The organism is Oleisolibacter albus, from assembly GCF_003336875.1.
GTDB lineage: Bacteria > Pseudomonadota > Alphaproteobacteria > Azospirillales > Azospirillaceae > Niveispirillum > Niveispirillum album.
The window spans coordinates 10742-28193 of the sequence record NZ_QGNJ01000004.1 but is presented as its reverse complement, the minus strand read 5'-3'; the positions used below and the strand labels follow the sequence as shown (position 1 = coordinate 28193).

The 17452-nt window shown below is 69.6% G+C and carries 18 protein-coding genes, 1 tRNA gene and 1 pseudogene; 10 read left to right on the top strand and 10 right to left on the bottom strand.

The annotated features are described in order from the left end of the window. Window positions 1-18: 18 nt before the first annotated feature. The 5 genes from DK368_RS06635 to DK368_RS06615 are packed head-to-tail and all read right to left on the bottom strand — an operon-like array spanning window position 19 to window position 2822. Window positions 19-273 (bottom strand): Bbp19 family protein, encoded by a 255-nt coding sequence (locus tag DK368_RS06635; protein WP_114393163.1) that lies wholly within the window; start codon window positions 271-273, stop codon window positions 19-21. Then, window positions 266-1726 (bottom strand): portal protein, encoded by a 1461-nt coding sequence (locus DK368_RS06630; protein WP_114393162.1) that lies wholly within the window; start codon window positions 1724-1726, stop codon window positions 266-268. The genes DK368_RS06635 and DK368_RS06630 overlap by 8 nt, the downstream gene beginning before the upstream one ends. 3 nt (window positions 1727-1729) lie before the next feature. Then, window positions 1730-1993 carry a hypothetical protein gene (locus DK368_RS06625; RefSeq protein WP_114393161.1) on the bottom strand — a complete coding sequence of 88 codons (264 nt, stop codon included), beginning with the start codon at window positions 1991-1993 and terminating at the stop codon, window positions 1730-1732. 56 nt (window positions 1994-2049) lie between these two features. Further along, window positions 2050-2460 (bottom strand): hypothetical protein, encoded by a 411-nt coding sequence (locus tag DK368_RS06620; protein WP_114393160.1) that lies wholly within the window; start codon window positions 2458-2460, stop codon window positions 2050-2052. Then, window positions 2457-2822, bottom strand: coding sequence for a hypothetical protein (locus tag DK368_RS06615; protein ID WP_114393159.1), 366 nt, complete (start codon window positions 2820-2822; stop codon window positions 2457-2459). The genes DK368_RS06620 and DK368_RS06615 overlap by 4 nt, the downstream gene beginning before the upstream one ends. 132 nt (window positions 2823-2954) lie before the next feature. Here DK368_RS06615 and DK368_RS06610 point away from each other — a divergent pair, with 132 nt between their 5' ends. Beyond that, complete coding sequence (locus tag DK368_RS06610) at window positions 2955-3602, top strand: S24 family peptidase (protein WP_114393158.1); 648 nt, start codon at window positions 2955-2957, stop codon at window positions 3600-3602. Between the two features lie 171 nt (window positions 3603-3773). Here the strand turns inward: DK368_RS06610 and DK368_RS06605 are convergent, their stop codons facing one another. Next, a complete protein-coding gene (locus tag DK368_RS06605) occupies window positions 3774-4202 on the bottom strand; it encodes a tellurite resistance TerB family protein (protein WP_240002369.1) in 429 nt (142 codons plus the stop codon). Window positions 4203-4435: 233 nt separating this feature from the next. Here DK368_RS06605 and DK368_RS06600 point away from each other — a divergent pair, with 233 nt between their 5' ends. Next, entirely contained in the window at window positions 4436-5401 is a 966-nt protein-coding gene (locus DK368_RS06600; RefSeq protein WP_114393157.1) for an AEC family transporter, read from the top strand. A gap of 16 nt (window positions 5402-5417) precedes the next feature. On the opposite strand, the gene DK368_RS06595 is transcribed toward DK368_RS06600, so the two are convergent. Further along, window positions 5418-8216, bottom strand: a complete 2799-nt coding sequence (locus tag DK368_RS06595; RefSeq protein ID WP_114393156.1) for an ATP-dependent DNA helicase — start codon at window positions 8214-8216, stop codon at window positions 5418-5420. Window positions 8217-8438: 222 nt separating this feature from the next. Between DK368_RS06595 and mtgA the strand changes: the two genes are divergently transcribed. Then, window positions 8439-9110, top strand: coding sequence for a monofunctional biosynthetic peptidoglycan transglycosylase (mtgA, locus tag DK368_RS06590; protein WP_114393155.1), 672 nt, complete (start codon window positions 8439-8441; stop codon window positions 9108-9110). Window positions 9111-9174: 64 nt separating this feature from the next. Then, complete coding sequence (locus DK368_RS06585) at window positions 9175-9702, top strand: GNAT family N-acetyltransferase (RefSeq protein WP_162305916.1); 528 nt, start codon at window positions 9175-9177, stop codon at window positions 9700-9702. Between the two features lie 55 nt (window positions 9703-9757). On the opposite strand, the gene DK368_RS06580 is transcribed toward DK368_RS06585, so the two are convergent. Further along, window positions 9758-10615 (bottom strand): hypothetical protein, encoded by an 858-nt coding sequence (locus tag DK368_RS06580; protein WP_114393153.1) that lies wholly within the window; start codon window positions 10613-10615, stop codon window positions 9758-9760. Window positions 10616-11090: 475 nt separating this feature from the next. On the opposite strand from DK368_RS06580, the gene DK368_RS06575 reads away from it, so the two are divergent. The 3 genes and pseudogenes from DK368_RS06575 to DK368_RS06565 all read left to right on the top strand — a co-directional run bounded on the left by DK368_RS06575 (window position 11091) and on the right by DK368_RS06565 (window position 12027). Continuing rightward, window positions 11091-11167: transfer RNA gene (locus tag DK368_RS06575), tRNA-Arg, on the top strand. A gap of 279 nt (window positions 11168-11446) precedes the next feature. After that, window positions 11447-11599: pseudogene (locus tag DK368_RS22380) on the top strand (LysR family transcriptional regulator); the annotation flags it as partial. 218 nt (window positions 11600-11817) lie between these two features. Then, complete coding sequence (locus DK368_RS06565) at window positions 11818-12027, top strand: type 2 periplasmic-binding domain-containing protein (RefSeq protein ID WP_114393152.1); 210 nt, start codon at window positions 11818-11820, stop codon at window positions 12025-12027. 159 nt (window positions 12028-12186) lie between these two features. On the opposite strand, the gene DK368_RS06555 is transcribed toward DK368_RS06565, so the two are convergent. Then, complete coding sequence (locus DK368_RS06555; RefSeq protein ID WP_114393150.1) at window positions 12187-12552, bottom strand: hypothetical protein; 366 nt, start codon at window positions 12550-12552, stop codon at window positions 12187-12189. A 21-nt stretch (window positions 12553-12573) separates the two neighbouring features. After that, complete coding sequence (locus DK368_RS06550) at window positions 12574-13278, bottom strand: hypothetical protein (RefSeq protein WP_114393149.1); 705 nt, start codon at window positions 13276-13278, stop codon at window positions 12574-12576. 294 nt (window positions 13279-13572) lie between these two features. Between DK368_RS06550 and DK368_RS06545 the strand changes: the two genes are divergently transcribed. Genes DK368_RS06545 through DK368_RS06535 form a run of 3 tightly spaced genes read left to right on the top strand, consistent with a single transcriptional unit; the run spans window position 13573 to window position 17451 of the window. Beyond that, window positions 13573-14814, top strand: a complete 1242-nt coding sequence (locus DK368_RS06545) for a CRISPR-associated endonuclease Cas3'' (RefSeq protein ID WP_114393148.1) — start codon at window positions 13573-13575, stop codon at window positions 14812-14814. After that, the gene (gene cas5, locus DK368_RS06540; RefSeq protein WP_114393147.1) at window positions 14811-15455 is read left to right on the top strand and encodes a CRISPR-associated protein Cas5; all 645 of its coding nucleotides are present in this window, start codon (window positions 14811-14813) and stop codon (window positions 15453-15455) included. Before DK368_RS06545 ends, cas5 begins: the two co-directional genes overlap by 4 nt. Continuing rightward, entirely contained in the window at window positions 15445-17451 is a 2007-nt protein-coding gene (locus DK368_RS06535; protein WP_114393146.1) for a hypothetical protein, read from the top strand. The genes cas5 and DK368_RS06535 overlap by 11 nt, the downstream gene beginning before the upstream one ends. Window position 17452 lies beyond the last annotated feature (1 nt).

Here is a 17452-nt window from a genome sequence, read left to right as displayed (position 1 = left end):
GTGGACGGGAGAAAGCCCTCACGGGCTGCGGCCGCGGGCGGCCAGGGCTTCCAGGGACAGGACCAGGGCGCGCTGGCCTTCCAGATGGCGCAGGACCGGCTCCGGCGCCTCCGGCCCCAGGGCGCGTTCCAGCGTCAGCCGGCGCAGATGCGCCAGCAGCCGGCGGCCATCGGCGCTGTCCAGCAGCCGGGCGGCGGCGCGGGCCAGGTCGGGCGGTCCGTCGCCGCCGGCGGGTGCGGCGGGGTCGGGCCAGGGCCAGCCGGGGTCAGCCATGGGCGCCCCGCACCAGCCCCGCCGGCACGCCGGCGGCATCGGCCAGGAAACGGGCGCAGGCGGCCAGATCCACGGCGGCCAGGGCCTCGGGTCCCAGCGCCGCCACGCTTTCAAGCCAGCGCAGCGTGGTTTCGGCATCGCGCCGGGCCTGGGCGCGGGCCAGCGGCGACAGGATCTGCACCGCCACCAGCCGCCCGTCGGCCACCAGGTCCGGCACTTCGCCGCGCCGGCGCAGGATGGCCAGGCAGCGCCGCACCAGCGGCACCAGCAGTTCCGATTGCAGCCGACCGAAGGTGGCGCCCAGCAGGCGGGCCATTTCGGCGCTGCGCTCCAGCACCTCGGTGGCGGTCATGCGCGGCCCCTCCACCGGCCCCAGCCTGTCGGCCAGCAGCGCGCGGCGGATGCGGCCGCGCAGATCCTCCAGCACCAGCTGGCTGACATCGAAGCGGCCGGGGCTGGCCAGCGGCGTCAGCCCGGCCGAGCCCACGGCCTTGGGGATGATGGTGCCGGGCACCAGCCGGATGGCGGCCGGGTTCAGCACCCCGTCATCATCGGCCTGCCAGATGCCGGTGACGGCGATGCTGGCATTCTTCAGGACAAGCTCCACCACCTTGTTGGCGGTGCGGATATCGGGCAGCGCCTTCATCACCGGGCCGCGGCCATAGACCTCCCCCGGCGCCTTCATCCAGCGGAAGGCGACGAAGGGCGGCTCGGCGAACCGGCCCTCGGCCAGCAGGACCGGCTCCGGCTGCTCCAGCACCACCGACCAGCGCCAGCCCGTGCCGTCCGGCACCACGGCCTCCAGCACCGGCAGCGCGCCCTCCTCCTCCAGCACCGTCGGCAGGCGGTCGCCGAAGCGGCGCCGCAGCACCGCCACCGACAGGCCGCTGCGGCGGAACACCGTGTCCAGCCGCCCCTCCGGCCCCTCCTCCAGCACCAGCTCGGCCAGGGGCACGGCGGTGAAGCGCAGGGCCGAGGCGGCACCGGGCGGCGCCTCCTCCACCAGCAGGCAGCCGGTGCCGGCGATGACCACGTCGAGAAAGGCCTGATGCGCCTCCACGGCGAAGTTGGAGCGGTCGATCTGGGTCTGCAGCGCGGCGCCGGCCTGCTCCAGCAGCGGCGCCAGCCGGGCCTCGGTCCCCGGCTCCAGGGCAGGACCCGGCGTCAGCCCGGCCCAGCGCGACCAGGGCGGTGTCAGCTGCGCCAGCAGGCTGGCGGCCAGCTGGTCGGCGGCATCGGCGGCGGTGGCGTCATACAGCCGGTCGCCGCGGCGCTCGGCCGGGCCGGCGGCGAAGGGCGCATGCTGCGGCAGCACATGGGCATAGCAATCCTGCCACAGCGCCTCCCAGGGGCGGCGCCGGGCCAGGGCGGCGGCATGCCGGTCGAGCAGCGCCCTGGCCTGGAGGGCTGGAGCCTGGAAGGGGGGCCCGGCGTCGGCTGCGGGGTGGTCCATGGCTCATTCCCCCAGCAGGCTCTTGCGCCGCGGCACCCAGAATCCCGGTGTCAGCAGCCCGGTCCAGCCGGTCAGCACGGTGCTGCTGCGCCCCTCGCCGCGGCGCAGCAGGCCGCTGTCGGCGTCCAGGGCGGCCTCGGCGGCGCCGCCCGCGGCGGGGCTGGACAGGGCGGGCGCCGCGGGCAGCGGGACCGGGGCCGCCGGTACCGGCGCGACGGTGGCGGGCAGGGACAGGCGGGGCGTCTTCGACGCGACGAGTCGGGCCATGGCGGGACCTCCGGGGCGGATGCGGGAAAACGGGCCGGATAGGCGGGCCGGGCCAATCATCCGGCCCGGACCAGATGGCGGTGCAGCTGCCAGGGCGTCAGCACGGCCGGCGCCCACAGGCCGAGGATGCGCTTCACCGCCTCGACACAGGTGAAGGGGGCGGGGGGCAGCGGCCGGGCGGGCGGGCGGCACAGGCGCGTCTGCACCACGGTCATGCCCTGCCGCCGGAACCAGCCGGCCAGATCGAATCCGGCCGGCACCGGCTGCACCGCCACATCGGTGTGCGGCGACAGCGGATCGACGGTGATCCAGTGCGCCCCGTCCTCCAGGGCCACGAACACATGGCGGAACCCCGGCTTCAGCAGCCGCAGCCACCACAGCCCGCCCGCCTCGCTGTCGCAGAAGACGACCAGCGCCCGCCGGCCCTCGGCCGCCACGGGCACCACCGCCGGCGCCCCGGCGCTCATTGCACGATGCCCTTGTGGCGCAGCACCGGCTCCAGCCGGGTCAGCGCTTCCCGCCACAGGGTGCAGGCCCGCTGCTCGCGCCCGCGCTCCGGGTCGGGGGCCAGACAGCGGCGGCCGTAATGCACCAGCACGGCCAGATGGTCGCGCAGCAACTGGCGCTGCCGGTACAGCCGGTCGACGACCCGGACCACATCCAGCGGCTCGCAGGGCCGCGGCACATCGCCCTGGCCGGCACGGATGCGGGCGCCGGCCAGCCGCGCCTCCTGGGCCTGGACGAACCAGAACCAGGCTTCCTCGCTGCTGGCAAAGGGAACGGGGGTGACGGCGCTGACACGAATGGGGGTGAATCGGGTCCTGGACATAGGGGGCTTTCTCGCTCCGGTTTGGAACAAATGCGGAACACCCCTTTTGATGTCATGCCAAAATTCCTATGTCAATGAAAATAAGAAAATGATCCTAGGGACAGGTCCGTGGCTTTCTGGGATAAGTCTCCCATGCTCAAGCACACGGATATCTGGCGGGCCATCGACCGGTTGGCGCAGCGCCACGGCCTGTCGGCGTCCGGCCTTGCCAAGCGCGGCGGGCTGGACCCGACGACCTTCAACAAGTCGAAGCGGACCACGCCCGACGGCAAGCTGCGCTGGCCCTCGACCGAAAGCATCGCCAAGGTGCTGGAGGCGACGGGCAGCAGCTTCTCGGAATTCGTGTCGTTGACGGCCGACGGCATTCCCGGCAGCGGCGGCACGGCCCCCGCCATCCACCGGGTGCCGGTGATCGGCTACGCCCAGGCCGGCAATGAGGGCTTTTTCGACGATGCCGGCTTCCCCGTCGGCAGCGGCTGGGACGAGCTGGAATTCCCCCATGTCTCCGACCCCAACGCCTATGCGCTGGAGGTGTCGGGCGACAGCATGGAGCCGGTCTACCGCGACGGCGACATCATCATCGTCTCCCCGGCGGCCAGCCTGCGCCGCGGCGACCGTGTGGTGCTGCGCACCAAAGCGGGGGAAGTCATGGCCAAACAGCTGTCACGCCAGACCGCCAACAAGGTCGATCTGGTGTCGCTGAACAAGGCCCACCCCGACCGCAGCTTCAACCTGTCGGACGTGGCCTGGATGGCCCGCATCATCTGGGCCAGCCAGTAAGCGCCCTCCGGCGGCGGCCGATTTGACACCCGATCGGCGGATGCGACCCGAGTCGGAGCCAAGGTTCCGAGTCGCAGATCCCGCGCAAAACGTCCTAGGACATTTGTCCCTCGGCACGCAGTCCCCGCTTGCCCCACCGGAGAGCCGATGGGCCAAGCGGAGCCCAGGGGATCAGCCCGTGACGTGGCGGGCGCGGGCGCCGCGCTCCAGCGCCGCCGCCGTCAGCCGGTCCACATCCAGCCCGTGCCGGATGATCTCCAGCATGCGCAGTTCCTCCTGGCTGGCCCGCTTGTCGCTGGCCACCACTTCGCAGGCCAGCATGTAGGCCGTCTCGCGCAGGGGCTTGGGCAGCGACATCTTGATGGCGGCGATGGTCTTTTCCAGCCCTTCCGGATCGGCCAGCAGCTCGGTGCATTCGCTGGCGACCTCGGTCAGCTCCTCCACATTGAAGCCGCGGAAGGCCGGCAGGAAGCGCACATTCTCGCTGATCGTGTGCAGCTCGGCATCGGTCATATCACCATCCGAGGCGGAGGCGAGAACCATGGTGTAAATCAGCGCGCGATGGTGGTCGATCATGTCCAGTCCCTGGCGGTCGTTCATTGTTTTGCGCCCTCAGCATAGCGTGTCGATGGGGATGGCAGCTAGAAAACCCGTTCTGCTGCGCTTTGGCGCAGCCGTCCCGCGAATGGCTGCCCTTCCCCCACCCGGTCTGGCGGCGGGCGGCGGGCTGTTCTAGAAGCGGGGCTGCGGGGTTCCGCCCCGAACCCGCACCGGCCCTGAACCGGCCCCTGCCGCGGCGCCCGCGGTCTCCGCTCCATAGCCCGCGGGAAGCCATGTCCGCCGTCATCGATGTCGCCCTGCCCGTCTTCGCCATCATGCTCTGCGGCTGGCTGGCCGGGCGTGTCCGGCTGCTGGGGGCGGAGGCGGCGGGTGCCCTCAACACCTTCGTCTACTGGTTCGCCCTGCCGCCGGTGCTGTTCCTGGGCATCGCCCGCAACCCGCCGGCCGAGGTGCTGAACATCCCCTTCATCGCCACCTTCCTGCTGGCCCTGACCGCCAGCGGCCTGCTGGCGGTGCTGGCGGCGTTCCTGCTGGAACCGCGCACCTCGCCGGTGGCCCTGACCCAGCACGCGCTCAACGCCGGCTTCAGCAACACCGGCTATATGGGGGTGCCGCTGTTCCTGGCCGCCTTCGGCCCCCAGGGGCTGGCCCCGGCCATCCTGGCCACGGTGCTGGTGTCCAGCGTGGTCATCGGCGTGGCCGTCATCGCCATCGAGCTGTCGCTGGCCAAGGGCGAGGGCATGGCCTGCGCCCTGGCCCGCGTCGGCCGGGCGCTGTTGCGCAATCCGCTGGTCATGGCCCCGGTGCTGGGCGGGATCATCTCCGCCGCCGGATTGCCCCTGCCGGCACCGGTGCAGACCTTCGGCGACCTCATGGGCAGCGCCGCCGGCCCCTGCGCCCTGTTCGCCATCGGCCTGTTCCTGGCCGGCCAGCCCCTGGCCCTGGGCCAAGAGCGCGGACGCAGCGCCGGCATCGCCCTCGCCTGCCTGCTGAAGCTGCTGGTGCAGCCGGCCCTGGCCTGGGCGCTGACCCGCTGGGTCTTCCCGCTGCCGCCCTTCTGGGCCGGGGCCTGCATCATCCTCTCGGCCTTGCCGACGGGGGCGCTGACCTTCGTCGTCGCCCAGCGCTACGGCACGGCGGTGGAGCGCACCTCCACCATCATCCTGGTCAGCACCGTGCTCTCGGTCGCCACCCTGTCGGCCCTGCTGGCCACCCTGCTGCCGCTGCCACCGCCGTAAGCGGGACGCTCCGGCATCAGGCCGGCTTGTCCGTCTCCCCTAAAAACGCCTTCGTCACCCGCACCGCCTCGGCCAGCCCCACCCGCTCCACCGTCACCCCCTCGGGGAAGGCGCCCAGCAGGCGGGTGGGCATCATCGGGTCCAGCAGCACGAACACGCCGGTATCGTCGGCCCGGCGCACCAGCCGCCCGAAGGCCTGACGCAACCGCAGCCGGGTGATCATGTCGTCGAAGCGGCGCTGGCCGAAATAGGCCCGGCGGGCCTTGTGCAGGATGTCGGGCCGCGGCCAGGGCACGCGGTCGAACACGATCAGACGCAGGGATCGTCCGGGCACGTCCACCCCGTCGCGCACGGCATCGGTGCCCAGCAGGCAGGCATCCTCCTCGCCGCGGAAGATGTCCACCAGCGTCGGCACGTCCATGCCGTCCAGATGCTGGGCCAGCAGCGGGATGCCCGCCTCCTCCAGCGGGGCGGCGATGCGTTCATGCACGGCGCGCAGCCGGCTGATGGCGGTGAACAGGCCCAGCCCGCCGCCGCCGGCGGCCAGGAACAGCTCGCGATAGGCCGCCGCCACCTGCACCAGATCGTCCTTGCGCACATCGGTGACCACCAGCACCCGCGTCTGCTCGGCATAGTCGAAGGGGCTGGGCACGGCGGCACGCAGGGGCGCGGTGCCCATATGCATGGCCCCGGTGCGCTGCAGCGCGGCCTGCCAGTCCTGCTCCACCACGCCGGTGCCGTCGGTCAGGGTGGCGCTGGTCACCACCAGCCCGTGGGCCACGCTGCCCACCGTGTCGGCGAAGGGCATGGTCGGGTCCACCCAGTGCCGGTACATGCCCACGTCGAAGTCGCGCCCCTCGATGCGCTCGATGCCGAACCAGTCCACAAACTTCTTCGGCGTCTCCTCCGGCAGCTGCTGCAGCATCTGCCGCCAGGCGTTGATCTCCTGCTGTGCCCGCCGCTTCAGGCTGCGGGCGATGGCGTCCATGCGCCGGCGCGTCTCCGCTTCCAGCTCGTCCGATTCCTCGTCCAGCATGGCCTTCAGCCGATCGGCCAGCTTCTCCAGCGGTGAAGCCAGCTTCAGCAGCGCCATGTCCAGATCGGCCGCCGCCTCCAGCAGCCCGTCCACGGGCGGCCGCGTCTCCGTCTCCAGGCTGTAGGGATTGTCCTGGCCGTGGGCACGGGCATAGACCTGGGTCCGCACCACGGCCAGGAAGGCCTCAACCGGCCCCACGGTGCCGCCGCCATGGATGCGCTGGGCCCAGGCTTCCCCCGGCAGGGCCTTGGCCGCCTGGGCGATCTCCTGCAGCAGATCCAGGCTTTCCTTGTCGCCGCCGACCAGATCCTCCACCCGGCGGCGCAGGCCGCGGGCGCGGCTGCGCCCCTGGACCTCGGCCCCCAGCAGCCAGCGGCGCAGCTCCGCCGTCTCCACCGCCGTCAGATGGCCGGCGAAGGCGTTGTCGGCGGCATCGAAGACATGGTGTCCCTCGTCGAAGACATAGCGGCTGGGCACATAGGCGTCGTCACCGCCGCCCAGCGCCGCGGTGATCATCACCAGCGCATGGTTGGCCACCACGATGTCGGCGCGGCGCGCCCGGCGCACCGACTTCTCGATGAAACATTTCTGGTAATGCGGACAGGCGCTGTAGACGCATTCGCCGCGCCGGTCGGCCAGGGCCAGGGTGCGGCCCTTGCCCAGCACATCGACCAGCCAGCCCGGAAAATCGCCGCCGGCCATGTCGCCGTCGCGCGTGACCGCGGCCCAGCGCGCCATCAGCCCCACCGCCGTCATGAAGGCCGGCTGGGTGTGGGCGATGTTGACGGCCTCCTCCAGGTTCAGCAGGCAGAGGTAATTCTCGCGCCCCTTGCGCACCACCACCTTGCGCGCCTTGACCAGCGGGTCCGGGTGCAGCCGGTCCAGCTCCTTGTCGATCTGGTGCTGCAGCTGGCGGGTATAGGTGGAGATCCAGACCGGGCCGTTGTTCTTCTCCGCCCACAGGGTGGCCGGGGCCAGATAGCCCAGAGTCTTGCCCACACCGGTGCCCGCCTCGGCCAGCACCAGATTGGGGGTCCCCGGCACGTCGCGCGGGGTGAAGGCGATGCTGACGGCGCTGGCATAGTCGCTCTGCTGCGGCCGCGGCTCGGCCTTGCGGCCCTGGGCCACCAGCTCGGCCAGCCGGGTGCGGGCCTCCTGCGGCTCCACCGGGATCTGGCCCGGCGGCGGCTCCGGCGCCTCGGCCTGCCACTCCTTCAGCCCGTTCCAGACCATCAGGGCGCGCCGCGCCTTCTCCGGCCCGGCCATGCCCCCCAGGGCCGACAGCACGCCCGGCGCCCAGTTCCAGCCGGCCTCGCCCATGGCGGCGGCGACGCCCACCGGATCGGACTTCTCCTGCCTGTCCTTGGGCCGGTCCTGGTCGGCCAGTTCCTCCAGCAGCAGCCGGGCGGCGTCCACCAGGGTCAGGCAGGCGGCCTCCGGGTCGCGCGGCGGGCGCAGACCCAGCGCCTCGGCCAGCCCGCGCGGCGTCGGCAGGCAGAACTTCGCCGGCCGCACGAAGGCGTACAGCTCCAGCAGGTCGAAGCCGTCGGCCAGCCGCTCCAGCCCCAGCCGCCGCGCCACGGCCCGCCCATGGCAGAGCAGGGCCGGGCCGCGCTTCAGCCGGAAGGCTGCCTCATCCTTGTCCAGCACCTCCACCTCGCCGTCAGGCGTCAGCCAGGTGACGGCGCGCGCGCCCACCACGATGGCGGGGGCGTCGGGCAGCCGGATGCGCGCAAGCGTCGGCGCGGCCGGGCGGGCGGGGGCGAGGGGTCCGGTCATGGCGGCGGAGTATAGGGACGACTCCGGCCCCCGCCCATAGACAAAGCACGAACACGGCACGGAACGCCCCGGCCTTCCCGCCGCGGCAGACCGTCATTGCCGGGCACGGCGCGCAGCGTGTACATGGGACACGCTGCGGCGGGCGCCCCGCCCCGCCCCCTCCCCTGGCGGGAAGGACGCCCGCGGATGAAGGGCCTGCCGATGACGGATGGACGATCCAGGATGCGCAAGGCCCTGCGCTGGGGCGGGATCGGGCTGGCCGGTTTCCTGGCCGTCAGCACCGCCTGGGTCCTGGCCTACCGCCTGTTGCCGGTGCCCGGCACGCCGCTGATGCTGATCCGTCTGGCCCAGGGCTATGGCGTGTCGCACGACTGGGTTCCCCTGGCCCGCATCGTCCCCGACCTGCCGCTGGCGGCGATGGCTGGCGAGGACACCCGTTTCTGCGCCCATGACGGCGTGGACTGGGATGCGGTGGAGGCCGCGATGGAGGAGAACGGGGAGGGCGGGCGCCTGCGCGGCGGCAGCACCATCAGCCAGCAGACGGCCAAGAACGCCTTCCTCTGGCCTGGCCGCACCTGGCTGCGCAAGGGGGTGGAGCTGTATTTCACCGGCCTGATGGAACTGCTCTGGCCAAAACGCCGCATCCTGGAGGTCTATCTCAACAGCATCGAATGGGGTCCCGGCGTCTATGGGGCCGAGGCCGCCGCCCGCCACTGGTTCGGCAAGCCGGCCGCAGCCCTGACCCGGCGCGAGGCGGTGCTGCTGGCCGCCATCATTCCCAGCCCGTTGCGCTGGAAAGCCGACCCGCCCGGCCGATATGTCTCTCTCCGGGCCGGCATCCTGGAACGTCGCATGGGGATCATGCGGCGTGACGGGCTGGCCGATTGCCTGTAGTGCTATCACAAACGGCTGCGACCACCGTTCCGTTACAAAGGCCCGTTGCGAGCAAGATCCGATCATGACTTCTGCCCCCAGCTACAGCGTCCGCCCCGGACGGCCGGATGAGGCCAAGGTGCTTCGCGCCATCGAATGGGCCGCGGCCGGCAGCTTCGCCCAGCTGGGCATGCCGGAGATCGCGGCCGGCGAACCGACCGATCCCGCCGTGCTGGTGGAGGCGGCGCAGGAGGGCCGGCTTCAGGTGGTGCAGGACCGCCAGGGCTTCGCCGTCGGCTTCGCCCTGTTCCAGCGCCTGGACGGGCTGGCCCATCTGCGGGAGATGGATGTGGATCCGGCCCATCGCGGCCGCCGCCTGGGGGCGGCGCTGCTGGAGGCCGGGCTGGCCTGGGCCCGGGCGGCGCAGCTGCCGGCCATGACCCTGATCACCTTCGCCGACGTGCCCTGGAACGCCCCTTATTACGCCAAGCTGGGCTTCGCGCCGGTGGACCTGGCCGGCCTGGGGCCGGAGCATCGGGCGGAATGGCAGCGCCAGGCCGACGCCGGTCTGCCGATGCAGCGCCGCATCGTCATGCGCCGCGACCTGGACTGAAGCGGGGGCCGGCGGGGACCGCCGCCCGCCCCGGTCGCCCTCATTCCCGCCGCCCTCATTCCCGCCGCGGCACCAGCCCGGCGATCAGCACCTCCGCCAGCCGCGCCACCAGCCACAGGGTGATCAGCGGCAGCACCACGATCTTCAGCGCATAGGCCACGGTCAGGTCGATGACCGTATCGGCCAGCCCGCCGGCGGCCGACGCCAGCCGCTCGATCTGGGCGGTGATGTCCCCCGCCGCCTTCAGCCGCTCGGCCCAGCCGGCATCGGGACCCAGCCCCGGTGCCGCCGGCACCTCCAGCCCCTGCAGCCGCGTCTCCGCCGCGGCGATCTGCGGTTCCACCAGCCGCTCGGCCACGCTCTCGGTGGCCAGCACCGTCAGCGGCAGGCCCAGCTTGGCCACCAGCGCCGCCACCAGCAGGATCAGCCCGGCCCGCCGCGCCCCGCCACCCACGCTGCCGGGCAGCCATTGGGCCAGGGTCACCAGCACCAGCCCGGCCGGCAGCAGCGTGCCCAATCCGAACAGGTCGCCGGCCTGGACCAGCAGCACGCTGCCGCCCAGGGCCACCGTGGCCGTCAGCATGACGGCGGAGAAGCGCTCGACCAGATCGTTGAGCGGGTCCAGAACCTGCCCCGGCCCCAGCGTGCCCTGCACCCCGACCCCGGCCGAGACCTGGGTCGACTGGGCCACGGAGATCACGGCGTTCAGCGCCCGGGCCGAGGCGAACAGTGCCGCCGCCCGCGTCAGATTGGTCTCCAGCGCCTGTTCGGCCTTGCCCGCCAGGGTGACCGGCAGCACGCCGCGCTCGATCCGGTCGAACAGCCCCAGCCCGCCCGCCAGGGCGGCCAGCAGCAGCAGCAAGGTGGCGGCGGTACGGGTGCGCAAGGCCGGAAAACGCGCGAAAACGGACATGGGCGGAACGATCCTGAACAGGGGGAGACCGGGATGAACGAACGGGAGCGTAAACGGCCGGACCGTACAAGGCCGGGTCGCCCCGCGGCCGGCACGGCTCGGCGGCACCGACAATAGCGCGCGCCGGCTGTGCGGGGCAGCTGTGCTGGCCGGCTGTGTAGCCTGCTGTGTGGCCTGCCGCTGTGTGGCCTGCCGTCCGACCCGCCGATCGGGCCAGGGGCAACGGCCGGCTCCCCCGACCCCTAACCGCCCACTGTGGCGGATATGCGGTTGCGTGGCCGGCCCGACCGGAATAATCCCGTCCCCTGATACGACCTCCGGCGGCGGCTGGCCGGGTGGATTGGGGGACGGTTCCCCGCCGACGCCTCCCCCAAGCGGAACCCGCACTCATCCTCACCAGACCATTTGCATCCGCCGGAACCTTGCGCTATGGTCCGGCACCAATCGCGTCGGCCCCGGCCGACGACGCTGCGCTGGACCCGTAGCTCAGCTGGATAGAGCGCTGCCCTCCGAAGGCAGAGGTCGTACGTTCGAATCGTATCGGGTCCGCCAATCTTTCCAAAGACTTATAGAGCTTTTTCATAGGCCCGTGCCCCTGGTTTGGCGCCATGTAAGCACCCTGTAAGCAACTGTCCACAGGGCTATGACGATGCCCGAGGGGGTAATCTCCCTCCATTTCGCCACATCACCCCCGACCCGCCAGCACCCCGCCTGGAATGGCCGGCCCCTCCGACAGGATCGCCGCCTATCGCCGGGATCAATCCGGTCCAGCGTTGCGAGCCAAACGCCCGCGCTCGATCGAAGGGGTTAGCAGGCGGCGGATCCCGACCTATGCTCGACCGGCAATGTCGGGGAGCGGTGATGGAGCTGCGCCAACTTCGACTGTTCGTCACTGCCGCAGAGCAGCTGAATATCGGTCGGGCCGCCCGCACAATCGGGATCTCGCAGCCTTCGCTCAGCACCGCCCTCTATCGCCTGGAAGAGGAACTGGGTGTCAGTCTGTTCGAACGCCACCGTGGCGGCGTGCGCCTGACTACGGCCGGTGCGCATCTGCTGCAGCACGCGCACCGCATCATCGCCGAGGCGGATGAGACCGTGCGGGCTGCCCGGCCGACCGGCTGTTCTACAGCTGGGTCGCGGCCCGGCTCGGCAATGGCGATACCGCCGCCCGCCTGCAGACACAGGACATCAGCCGCGAAGCCATGCTGGGGCTGGTGGCAGCCGGCTTCGGCATCGGTATCACGTCCGCCGCCAGCACCGCCATCGCCTTCCCCGGCATCGTCTTCCGCCCCATGGCCGGGCCGGAGTCGCTGCTGCAACTGGCCGCCGCTTGGGTCCCGTCCAATCCGAACCCGGTCCTGCGTCGCTTCCTCAGCTTCAGCCGGGTGCAGCTGCAGCGGCGCGGCTCGTGACCGGACTGGTGGTCAACGGCGTGGCCAGCAACAGCAACAATGGCGCGCCCGGTTCCAGCGTGATCGCCGGCAGCCGCTCCAACTGATCCCGGGCCGCCCGGTCCAGAGGCCGCTCGGCATTCCGGCCCAGCAGGGCACCCAGCAGCGACCCGCCGTCGGTCAGGGCGGCCACACCGACATCCACGGCGGTGCTGGCGGCCACCAGAACCCCGGTTTCCAGCCAGGGCACCGCCAGCCGGCCGAGGCGCCGGCCTGGGCCGCATCCAGCCGCGCGGCCTCGGCTTCCATGGCCTCCAGCACGCCGACAGCGTCATGGCGCAACGCCTGCACCCCGCCCACAGCGCGCAGCAACACCGAGCGCCAGTCGTAAGCGCTGTCATCATGCCGGCGCCACAGGGCGGCGAACACGCCCCGGGCCTGGATCTGGTCCATGCATTCGAAGCGCAGCAACCAGCGGAAGGGAAAAGGCAGCGCCAACAGCCCATCCAGCAGCCCCGGATGGGCGTGGGAGGGATAGCCCAGCACACCGACAAGCCGGATCGGCCATCAGGCAGTGCCGTTGGTCCAGCAGGGGAAGGACCCCGGGACGAAGCCGGTATCGGTCAGGCAAGCCGGAATGGGAAAGCCGGGCACCAGCGGCACCGCCACGCGGTCCAGCGGCCGTGGGGAGACGCACGCATGCAGGAAGCCCAACAGGGCCTCCCTCGTCAGCACCCAAGCCGTGCCCAGGACGCGTCCCAGCAGCGAGGCGAATTGTTCAACCAGCCGGCGGAACGGCTCCACATGGTCCCGGTACACATCCGCCACCTGCCGGCCCGGATCGCCGCGGGTGAACCAGGCCACCGTGCGCCGCACCGGCGCCGTGGCCGGCGTCCAGGTGATGGCGATGAAGGTGCGGCTTTCCAGCCCGGCCCTGGCCGCGCCCAACCGGTCGCGACGTTCCGCATCGATCAGCAGACTGGCCGCATGGGGGCCTGTGCTGGGCGGGTAGTCCGCGGCCCAGCGCCGTTGCAGCTCGAAATGCAGGCACCAGCCACCGGTGAAGGCCTGCAGGATGGTCGCCACCCCCGCCGCGGCCCGGGCCTGTGCTTCCACACCGGCCGTCCCGGGGTCCGGGCCGCGATACTCCACCACCGCCAGAAGGGCGGCATCCTCGGCCAGCAGCACCACATCGGGCGCCACCAGACAGTCCCACGGCAAATGCCGCGACAGCGCGTCAAACCCGTCGTCCCAGACCGAAAAGTCCAGCATGACCGCCCCCCGGTGCCTGGGCGCCCATGCTACGGCAGAAGCTAAGTACCTTCACCGGGCAGGAGGTGTGATGGGGCGTAGAAGTCCTTAAAGCCGTGATTCTTGACCTGTAGGCGTGAGCCGCGGCCCTTATCCGGGCACCTCGCGCTCAGGCCGGAAACGTTTGAAGGGGCGAGGTCAGGGGCTGCGAGATGCCAATAAAATTGAGTTGTCTCAATTCTGCGCAACCATATATTGGCGGCCGCGATTTCCGAGTATAAATCATTCATGCGTTGATATCGCAATAGGCAAAGCATGTTCTATGCCCATTCCGGCAAAGATGGCGATTTTGCGACGTGGGAATTGCTGGCCAAGCACCTCCAGGAGGTTGCAGACCGGGCCGGCGGGCTGGCCAGCCGGTTCGACCAGCCGATTGTGGGCCGGGTGCTGGGTCTGCTGCATGATGCCGGCAAGGCAACCGACGCTTATCAACTCTATATCCAGAAGAAGGGACCCAGTCCCGACCATTCCACCGCAGGGGCCGTAATCGCCCGGGAGCGGTATGGGAAGCACTGGGGTACGCTGCTGGCGGCCTGCATCGCCGGACACCATGCGGGGCTGGCCGACGGGGAAGGAAGTGGCCTGAAAGACGGGCTGACAAGCCTGGAAGATAGGTTGGCGCGGGTCAAAAACGTGCCGGCGCTGCCGGATGGGGTGGCATTGCCCGATCCGGCGCTGGTGCGCACCTCCATGAAGCATCTGAACGGCTTCCGTCGCTCCTTGCTCGGCCGGATGCTGTTCTCTGCCCTGATCGATGCCGACCGGCTGGCAACGGAGGCCTTCTATACAGACCTGAACGGTCAAACGGTCGAGCGCGGCTGCGACATCGGCCTTCCCCTGTTGCGCGACCGCCTGACGGCCCATCTGGACGCGGTCGCCGCCAAGGCGCGGGCGGACGTGGAGGCCGACCCGTCGCTCGGCCCCGTCAATGATCTGCGCGCCCGCGTTCTGACGCATGTGCTGGCCCAGGCAGACCGGGAACCGGGCCTGTTCAGCCTGACAGTGCCTACTGGCGGGGGGAAGACGCTGGCATCCCTGGCCTTCGCGCTGAACCATGCTGTCCATTGGGGCAAGCGGCGGGTCATCTATGTCATTCCCTTCACCAGCATCGTGGAACAGACGGCCGATGTGTTCCGCCGGGCACTGGGGGAGGATGACGCCATCCTTGAACATCACAGCGGCTTTGACGCCGCTGCGCCGAGCGCCAAAACGGCAACCGGCACAAACGATGCCGAGGGTCCGGATGGCGCGGCCAAGGCGCGTCTGGCGGCGGAAAACTGGGACCGGCCGGTGGTGGTGACCACGGCAGTGCAGTTCTTCGAAAGCCTGTTTTCCAACCGGCCGGGCAAATGCCGCAAGCTGCATAACATTGCCGGCAGCGTCATCATCCTGGATGAGGCACAGACCCTGCCACAGCCGCTGCTGCGCCCCGACACAGCGTCATCCTACATATCGCGACAACGACGTCGGTACTCAATCGCAAAGGAACATCAATGAAAAACCACATACAATCATATTCCATATGTATGGAGGTCAGCGCTCCACTTGCGATGTTTGCCCGTCCTGACGGTGGGGCGGCCCCGACGAGTTATCCGGCGCCGACCCGGTCGGCGGCTAAGGGGGTGCTGGAAGCCATTGCTTATCTCGACCAAGGCGCCATCATTTGCCCGACTCATGTGGAAATTTGCCGGCCGGTGGGCACCACCGGCGGTGCGGTCCAGTACCAAGGTTATGCCACCAACTATGGTGGCCCGTTGCGCAAGGGAAATCAGCGGGCCAGCGGGTCTGGTTTCCAGTTCTTCGCCACTGTGCTGGCCGATGTCTGCTACCGTATTTACGCCGAGGTGCGCGGCCGCGCCGGCGGCGGAACCAACCCCGCCCATTATCTGCATGATTTGTTTTATCGCCGGCTTCGTCAGGGGCGTTGTCATCAGACCCCGGCACTGGGCTGGAAGGAATTTACCTGCACCTATTGGGGTCCGTTCCGCCCCGAGCGCTATGAGGTCGACACCGCCCTCAATATCACCATCCCGTCAATGTTGATCGACATGTGGGACGCGCCGCAATGCGGAGCGCTTGCGCCGCGCTTTGTCCAGGATGCCCAGGTTGTCGAGGGAGTATTGCGGTATGCTGAATGAATTGCGCGCCATTGAGCGCGGCCTTGCCATCTCCAGCATTGCCACCGGCGATGGCCGCCATCCCGACATCAAGGGCGTGGGAAAAGGCATCGTCCTGCGGGTTCGCCTGACCGAAACCGGATCGGTCGCCGGCGTCGCCTTCCTGCCGCCCGAGGAAATCGCGGCGTTGTGGACCCTGCGCGACGGCCAGCAGAACAGCTTTCCGGCGGTAAAACGCACCGGTGCCAAAGGGGCGGACTGGTGCAGTGAAACGCTGCGGCGGCGGGTCGGCGAGCGGCGGGATATGCTGGCCGTACTCGCCGACAGTCCCGATACGGCATCGGTGCCGGCCACCTTCAGCCGCTTCCTGACCGCGACGGAAGACCCCGAGGCGCTGTGGCGGCAAATCGCCGACGCCGTCGCTGGGCTGGTGACGGCTGGCAATGCCGACAACAGCACCGCAGACAAGCTGATCAATGAAGGCGGCACGCTGTATTTCGACGTGGCCGAGGATGGTTTCAACCGCGATGCCCGCAGTCTCGACCAGGCTCCAGCCATCAGTGCCGCCCTGTTTGCCGCCGAAAAAACAAACCGCCGGGGCGTCTGTGCTTTGACCGGCGGCGAGATGGAACTGGCCGACAAGTTTCCCCAGCCGAATTTGCCGATCCTCGGTCAGACATATTTATTTTCAAAGAATTCCGACCTGCCGGCGGTCAACCGTTATGGCCTGACGGATGCCTTCGCCATGCCGGTCGGCCGCGATACCATTGGACGGTTGCAAGGCGCCATCGAGACGATTACCGCCGACTGGCGCCAGGGCAAGACCTGGCACCCCATCCCCGGAGAAAAGCCGAAGCAGTCCGACCTGTTGATCGCGTTTGTCACTGCCGCCCCCGATCAACCCATCGTCCCGGTGCTGGCCCCCGATGGTGATGAACCGATGGAGGAGGCCGACTATCTCCGGCGAACCGACCGCATTTTCGAGGCTCTGGCGGGTAAACCCGGCGTCGACTTTTCCAGGACACCCGTCCAGGTCTGCGTATTGCGCAAGGTCGATCCCGGCAATCACAAGACGGTCCTCCACCGCGCCGTCACGGTCCGGAATCTGAAGGATGCCCGCGACCGTTGGGCCGCCGGGGAAGGCAACCTTCCGCACTGGCTGAGCCTGCCGGTCTGGCAAAAAGCCAGACAGCCGCCACTCGCCCAGAAACCGCCCCACATTGACCCACTTGATCTGCCACGCCTGACCCGGGTCGCTTTCATTCGCGGAGGTAAGGGGCGCGCCGACATCGTTGGTGTCCCGGCGGCGGAAGCATTGGCGCTGTTTCTTGGTGACGGAAACAATCGTCTCCGTGCCGTCGGCATCCTGCGTCTGGTGCTGGCGCGCTACGGTCCGCTCATTGGCGGAATTGCCCATTCGCTGCGTCGCGACCATTCGCGTCGACAGGATGGGAGCGACGCGGCCAAGGCAATTGAAAAGCATCGGATTGCGGCCCTGCAGGGGCTCACCCTGTTCGGCATCCTGCTGAAAATCATTCGATCCGAAGGGGAAGAATACATGAAGGATGCTGCCTTCAAACTGGGTCAGTTCCTCAGCGTCGCCGATCGGTTGCACCTTGGGTATTGCGAGGATGTGCGCGGTGGCGCCACCCCGCCGACCCTGCTGGGCAGTTCGGTATTGGCGATGGCACAGGCCAACCCGCTGCGGGCCTTGGCATTGCTGTGTCAGCGCTGGAAGCCCTACGCCTCATGGGCGCAACTGCCACAAACGGCGAAACTGGCCGATGATCTACTTGCCCGCGATCGGAAATCACAAAAGGGGCTGGCGATCCGTACGGCAGTTTCCCAGGTCCGGCGCGCCAAGCATCTGGTCGAAGATTTGAAGGGCATTCTGACGATGCACAGTGCCGACGACGCGTTCCGTGCCGAACTGCTGCTCGGCTACATCGCCGGATTGGAGCCGGTCCAAAGCAACAATGCCAGCCACAACGATCCGTCCACGACGCAAGGGGAATAAA

Excerpts from the sequence above, each read along its gene's own strand:
- DK368_RS06635 (WP_114393163.1), bottom strand. The coding sequence starts at position 273 with ATGGCTGACCCCGGCTGGCCCTGGCCCGACCCCGCCGCACCCGCCGGC.
- DK368_RS06630 (WP_114393162.1), bottom strand. The coding sequence starts at position 1,726 with ATGGACCACCCCGCAGCCGACGCCGGGCCCCCCTTCCAGGCTCCAGCC.
- DK368_RS06625 (WP_114393161.1), bottom strand. The coding sequence starts at position 1,993 with ATGGCCCGACTCGTCGCGTCGAAGACGCCCCGCCTGTCCCTGCCCGCC.
- DK368_RS06620 (WP_114393160.1), bottom strand. The coding sequence starts at position 2,460 with ATGAGCGCCGGGGCGCCGGCGGTGGTGCCCGTGGCGGCCGAGGGCCGG.
- DK368_RS06615 (WP_114393159.1), bottom strand. The coding sequence starts at position 2,822 with ATGTCCAGGACCCGATTCACCCCCATTCGTGTCAGCGCCGTCACCCCC.
- DK368_RS06610 (WP_114393158.1), top strand. The coding sequence starts at position 2,955 with ATGCTCAAGCACACGGATATCTGGCGGGCCATCGACCGGTTGGCGCAG.
- DK368_RS06605 (WP_240002369.1), bottom strand. The coding sequence starts at position 4,202 with ATGAACGACCGCCAGGGACTGGACATGATCGACCACCATCGCGCGCTG.
- DK368_RS06600 (WP_114393157.1), top strand. The coding sequence starts at position 4,436 with ATGTCCGCCGTCATCGATGTCGCCCTGCCCGTCTTCGCCATCATGCTC.
- DK368_RS06595 (WP_114393156.1), bottom strand. The coding sequence starts at position 8,216 with ATGACCGGACCCCTCGCCCCCGCCCGCCCGGCCGCGCCGACGCTTGCG.
- mtgA (WP_114393155.1), top strand. The coding sequence starts at position 8,439 with ATGCGCAAGGCCCTGCGCTGGGGCGGGATCGGGCTGGCCGGTTTCCTG.
- DK368_RS06585 (WP_162305916.1), top strand. The coding sequence starts at position 9,175 with ATGACTTCTGCCCCCAGCTACAGCGTCCGCCCCGGACGGCCGGATGAG.
- DK368_RS06580 (WP_114393153.1), bottom strand. The coding sequence starts at position 10,615 with ATGTCCGTTTTCGCGCGTTTTCCGGCCTTGCGCACCCGTACCGCCGCC.
- DK368_RS06565 (WP_114393152.1), top strand. The coding sequence starts at position 11,818 with ATGCTGGGGCTGGTGGCAGCCGGCTTCGGCATCGGTATCACGTCCGCC.
- DK368_RS06550 (WP_114393149.1), bottom strand. The coding sequence starts at position 13,278 with ATGCTGGACTTTTCGGTCTGGGACGACGGGTTTGACGCGCTGTCGCGG.
- DK368_RS06545 (WP_114393148.1), top strand. The coding sequence starts at position 13,573 with ATGTTCTATGCCCATTCCGGCAAAGATGGCGATTTTGCGACGTGGGAA.
- cas5 (WP_114393147.1), top strand. The coding sequence starts at position 14,811 with ATGAAAAACCACATACAATCATATTCCATATGTATGGAGGTCAGCGCT.
- DK368_RS06535 (WP_114393146.1), top strand. The coding sequence starts at position 15,445 with ATGCTGAATGAATTGCGCGCCATTGAGCGCGGCCTTGCCATCTCCAGC.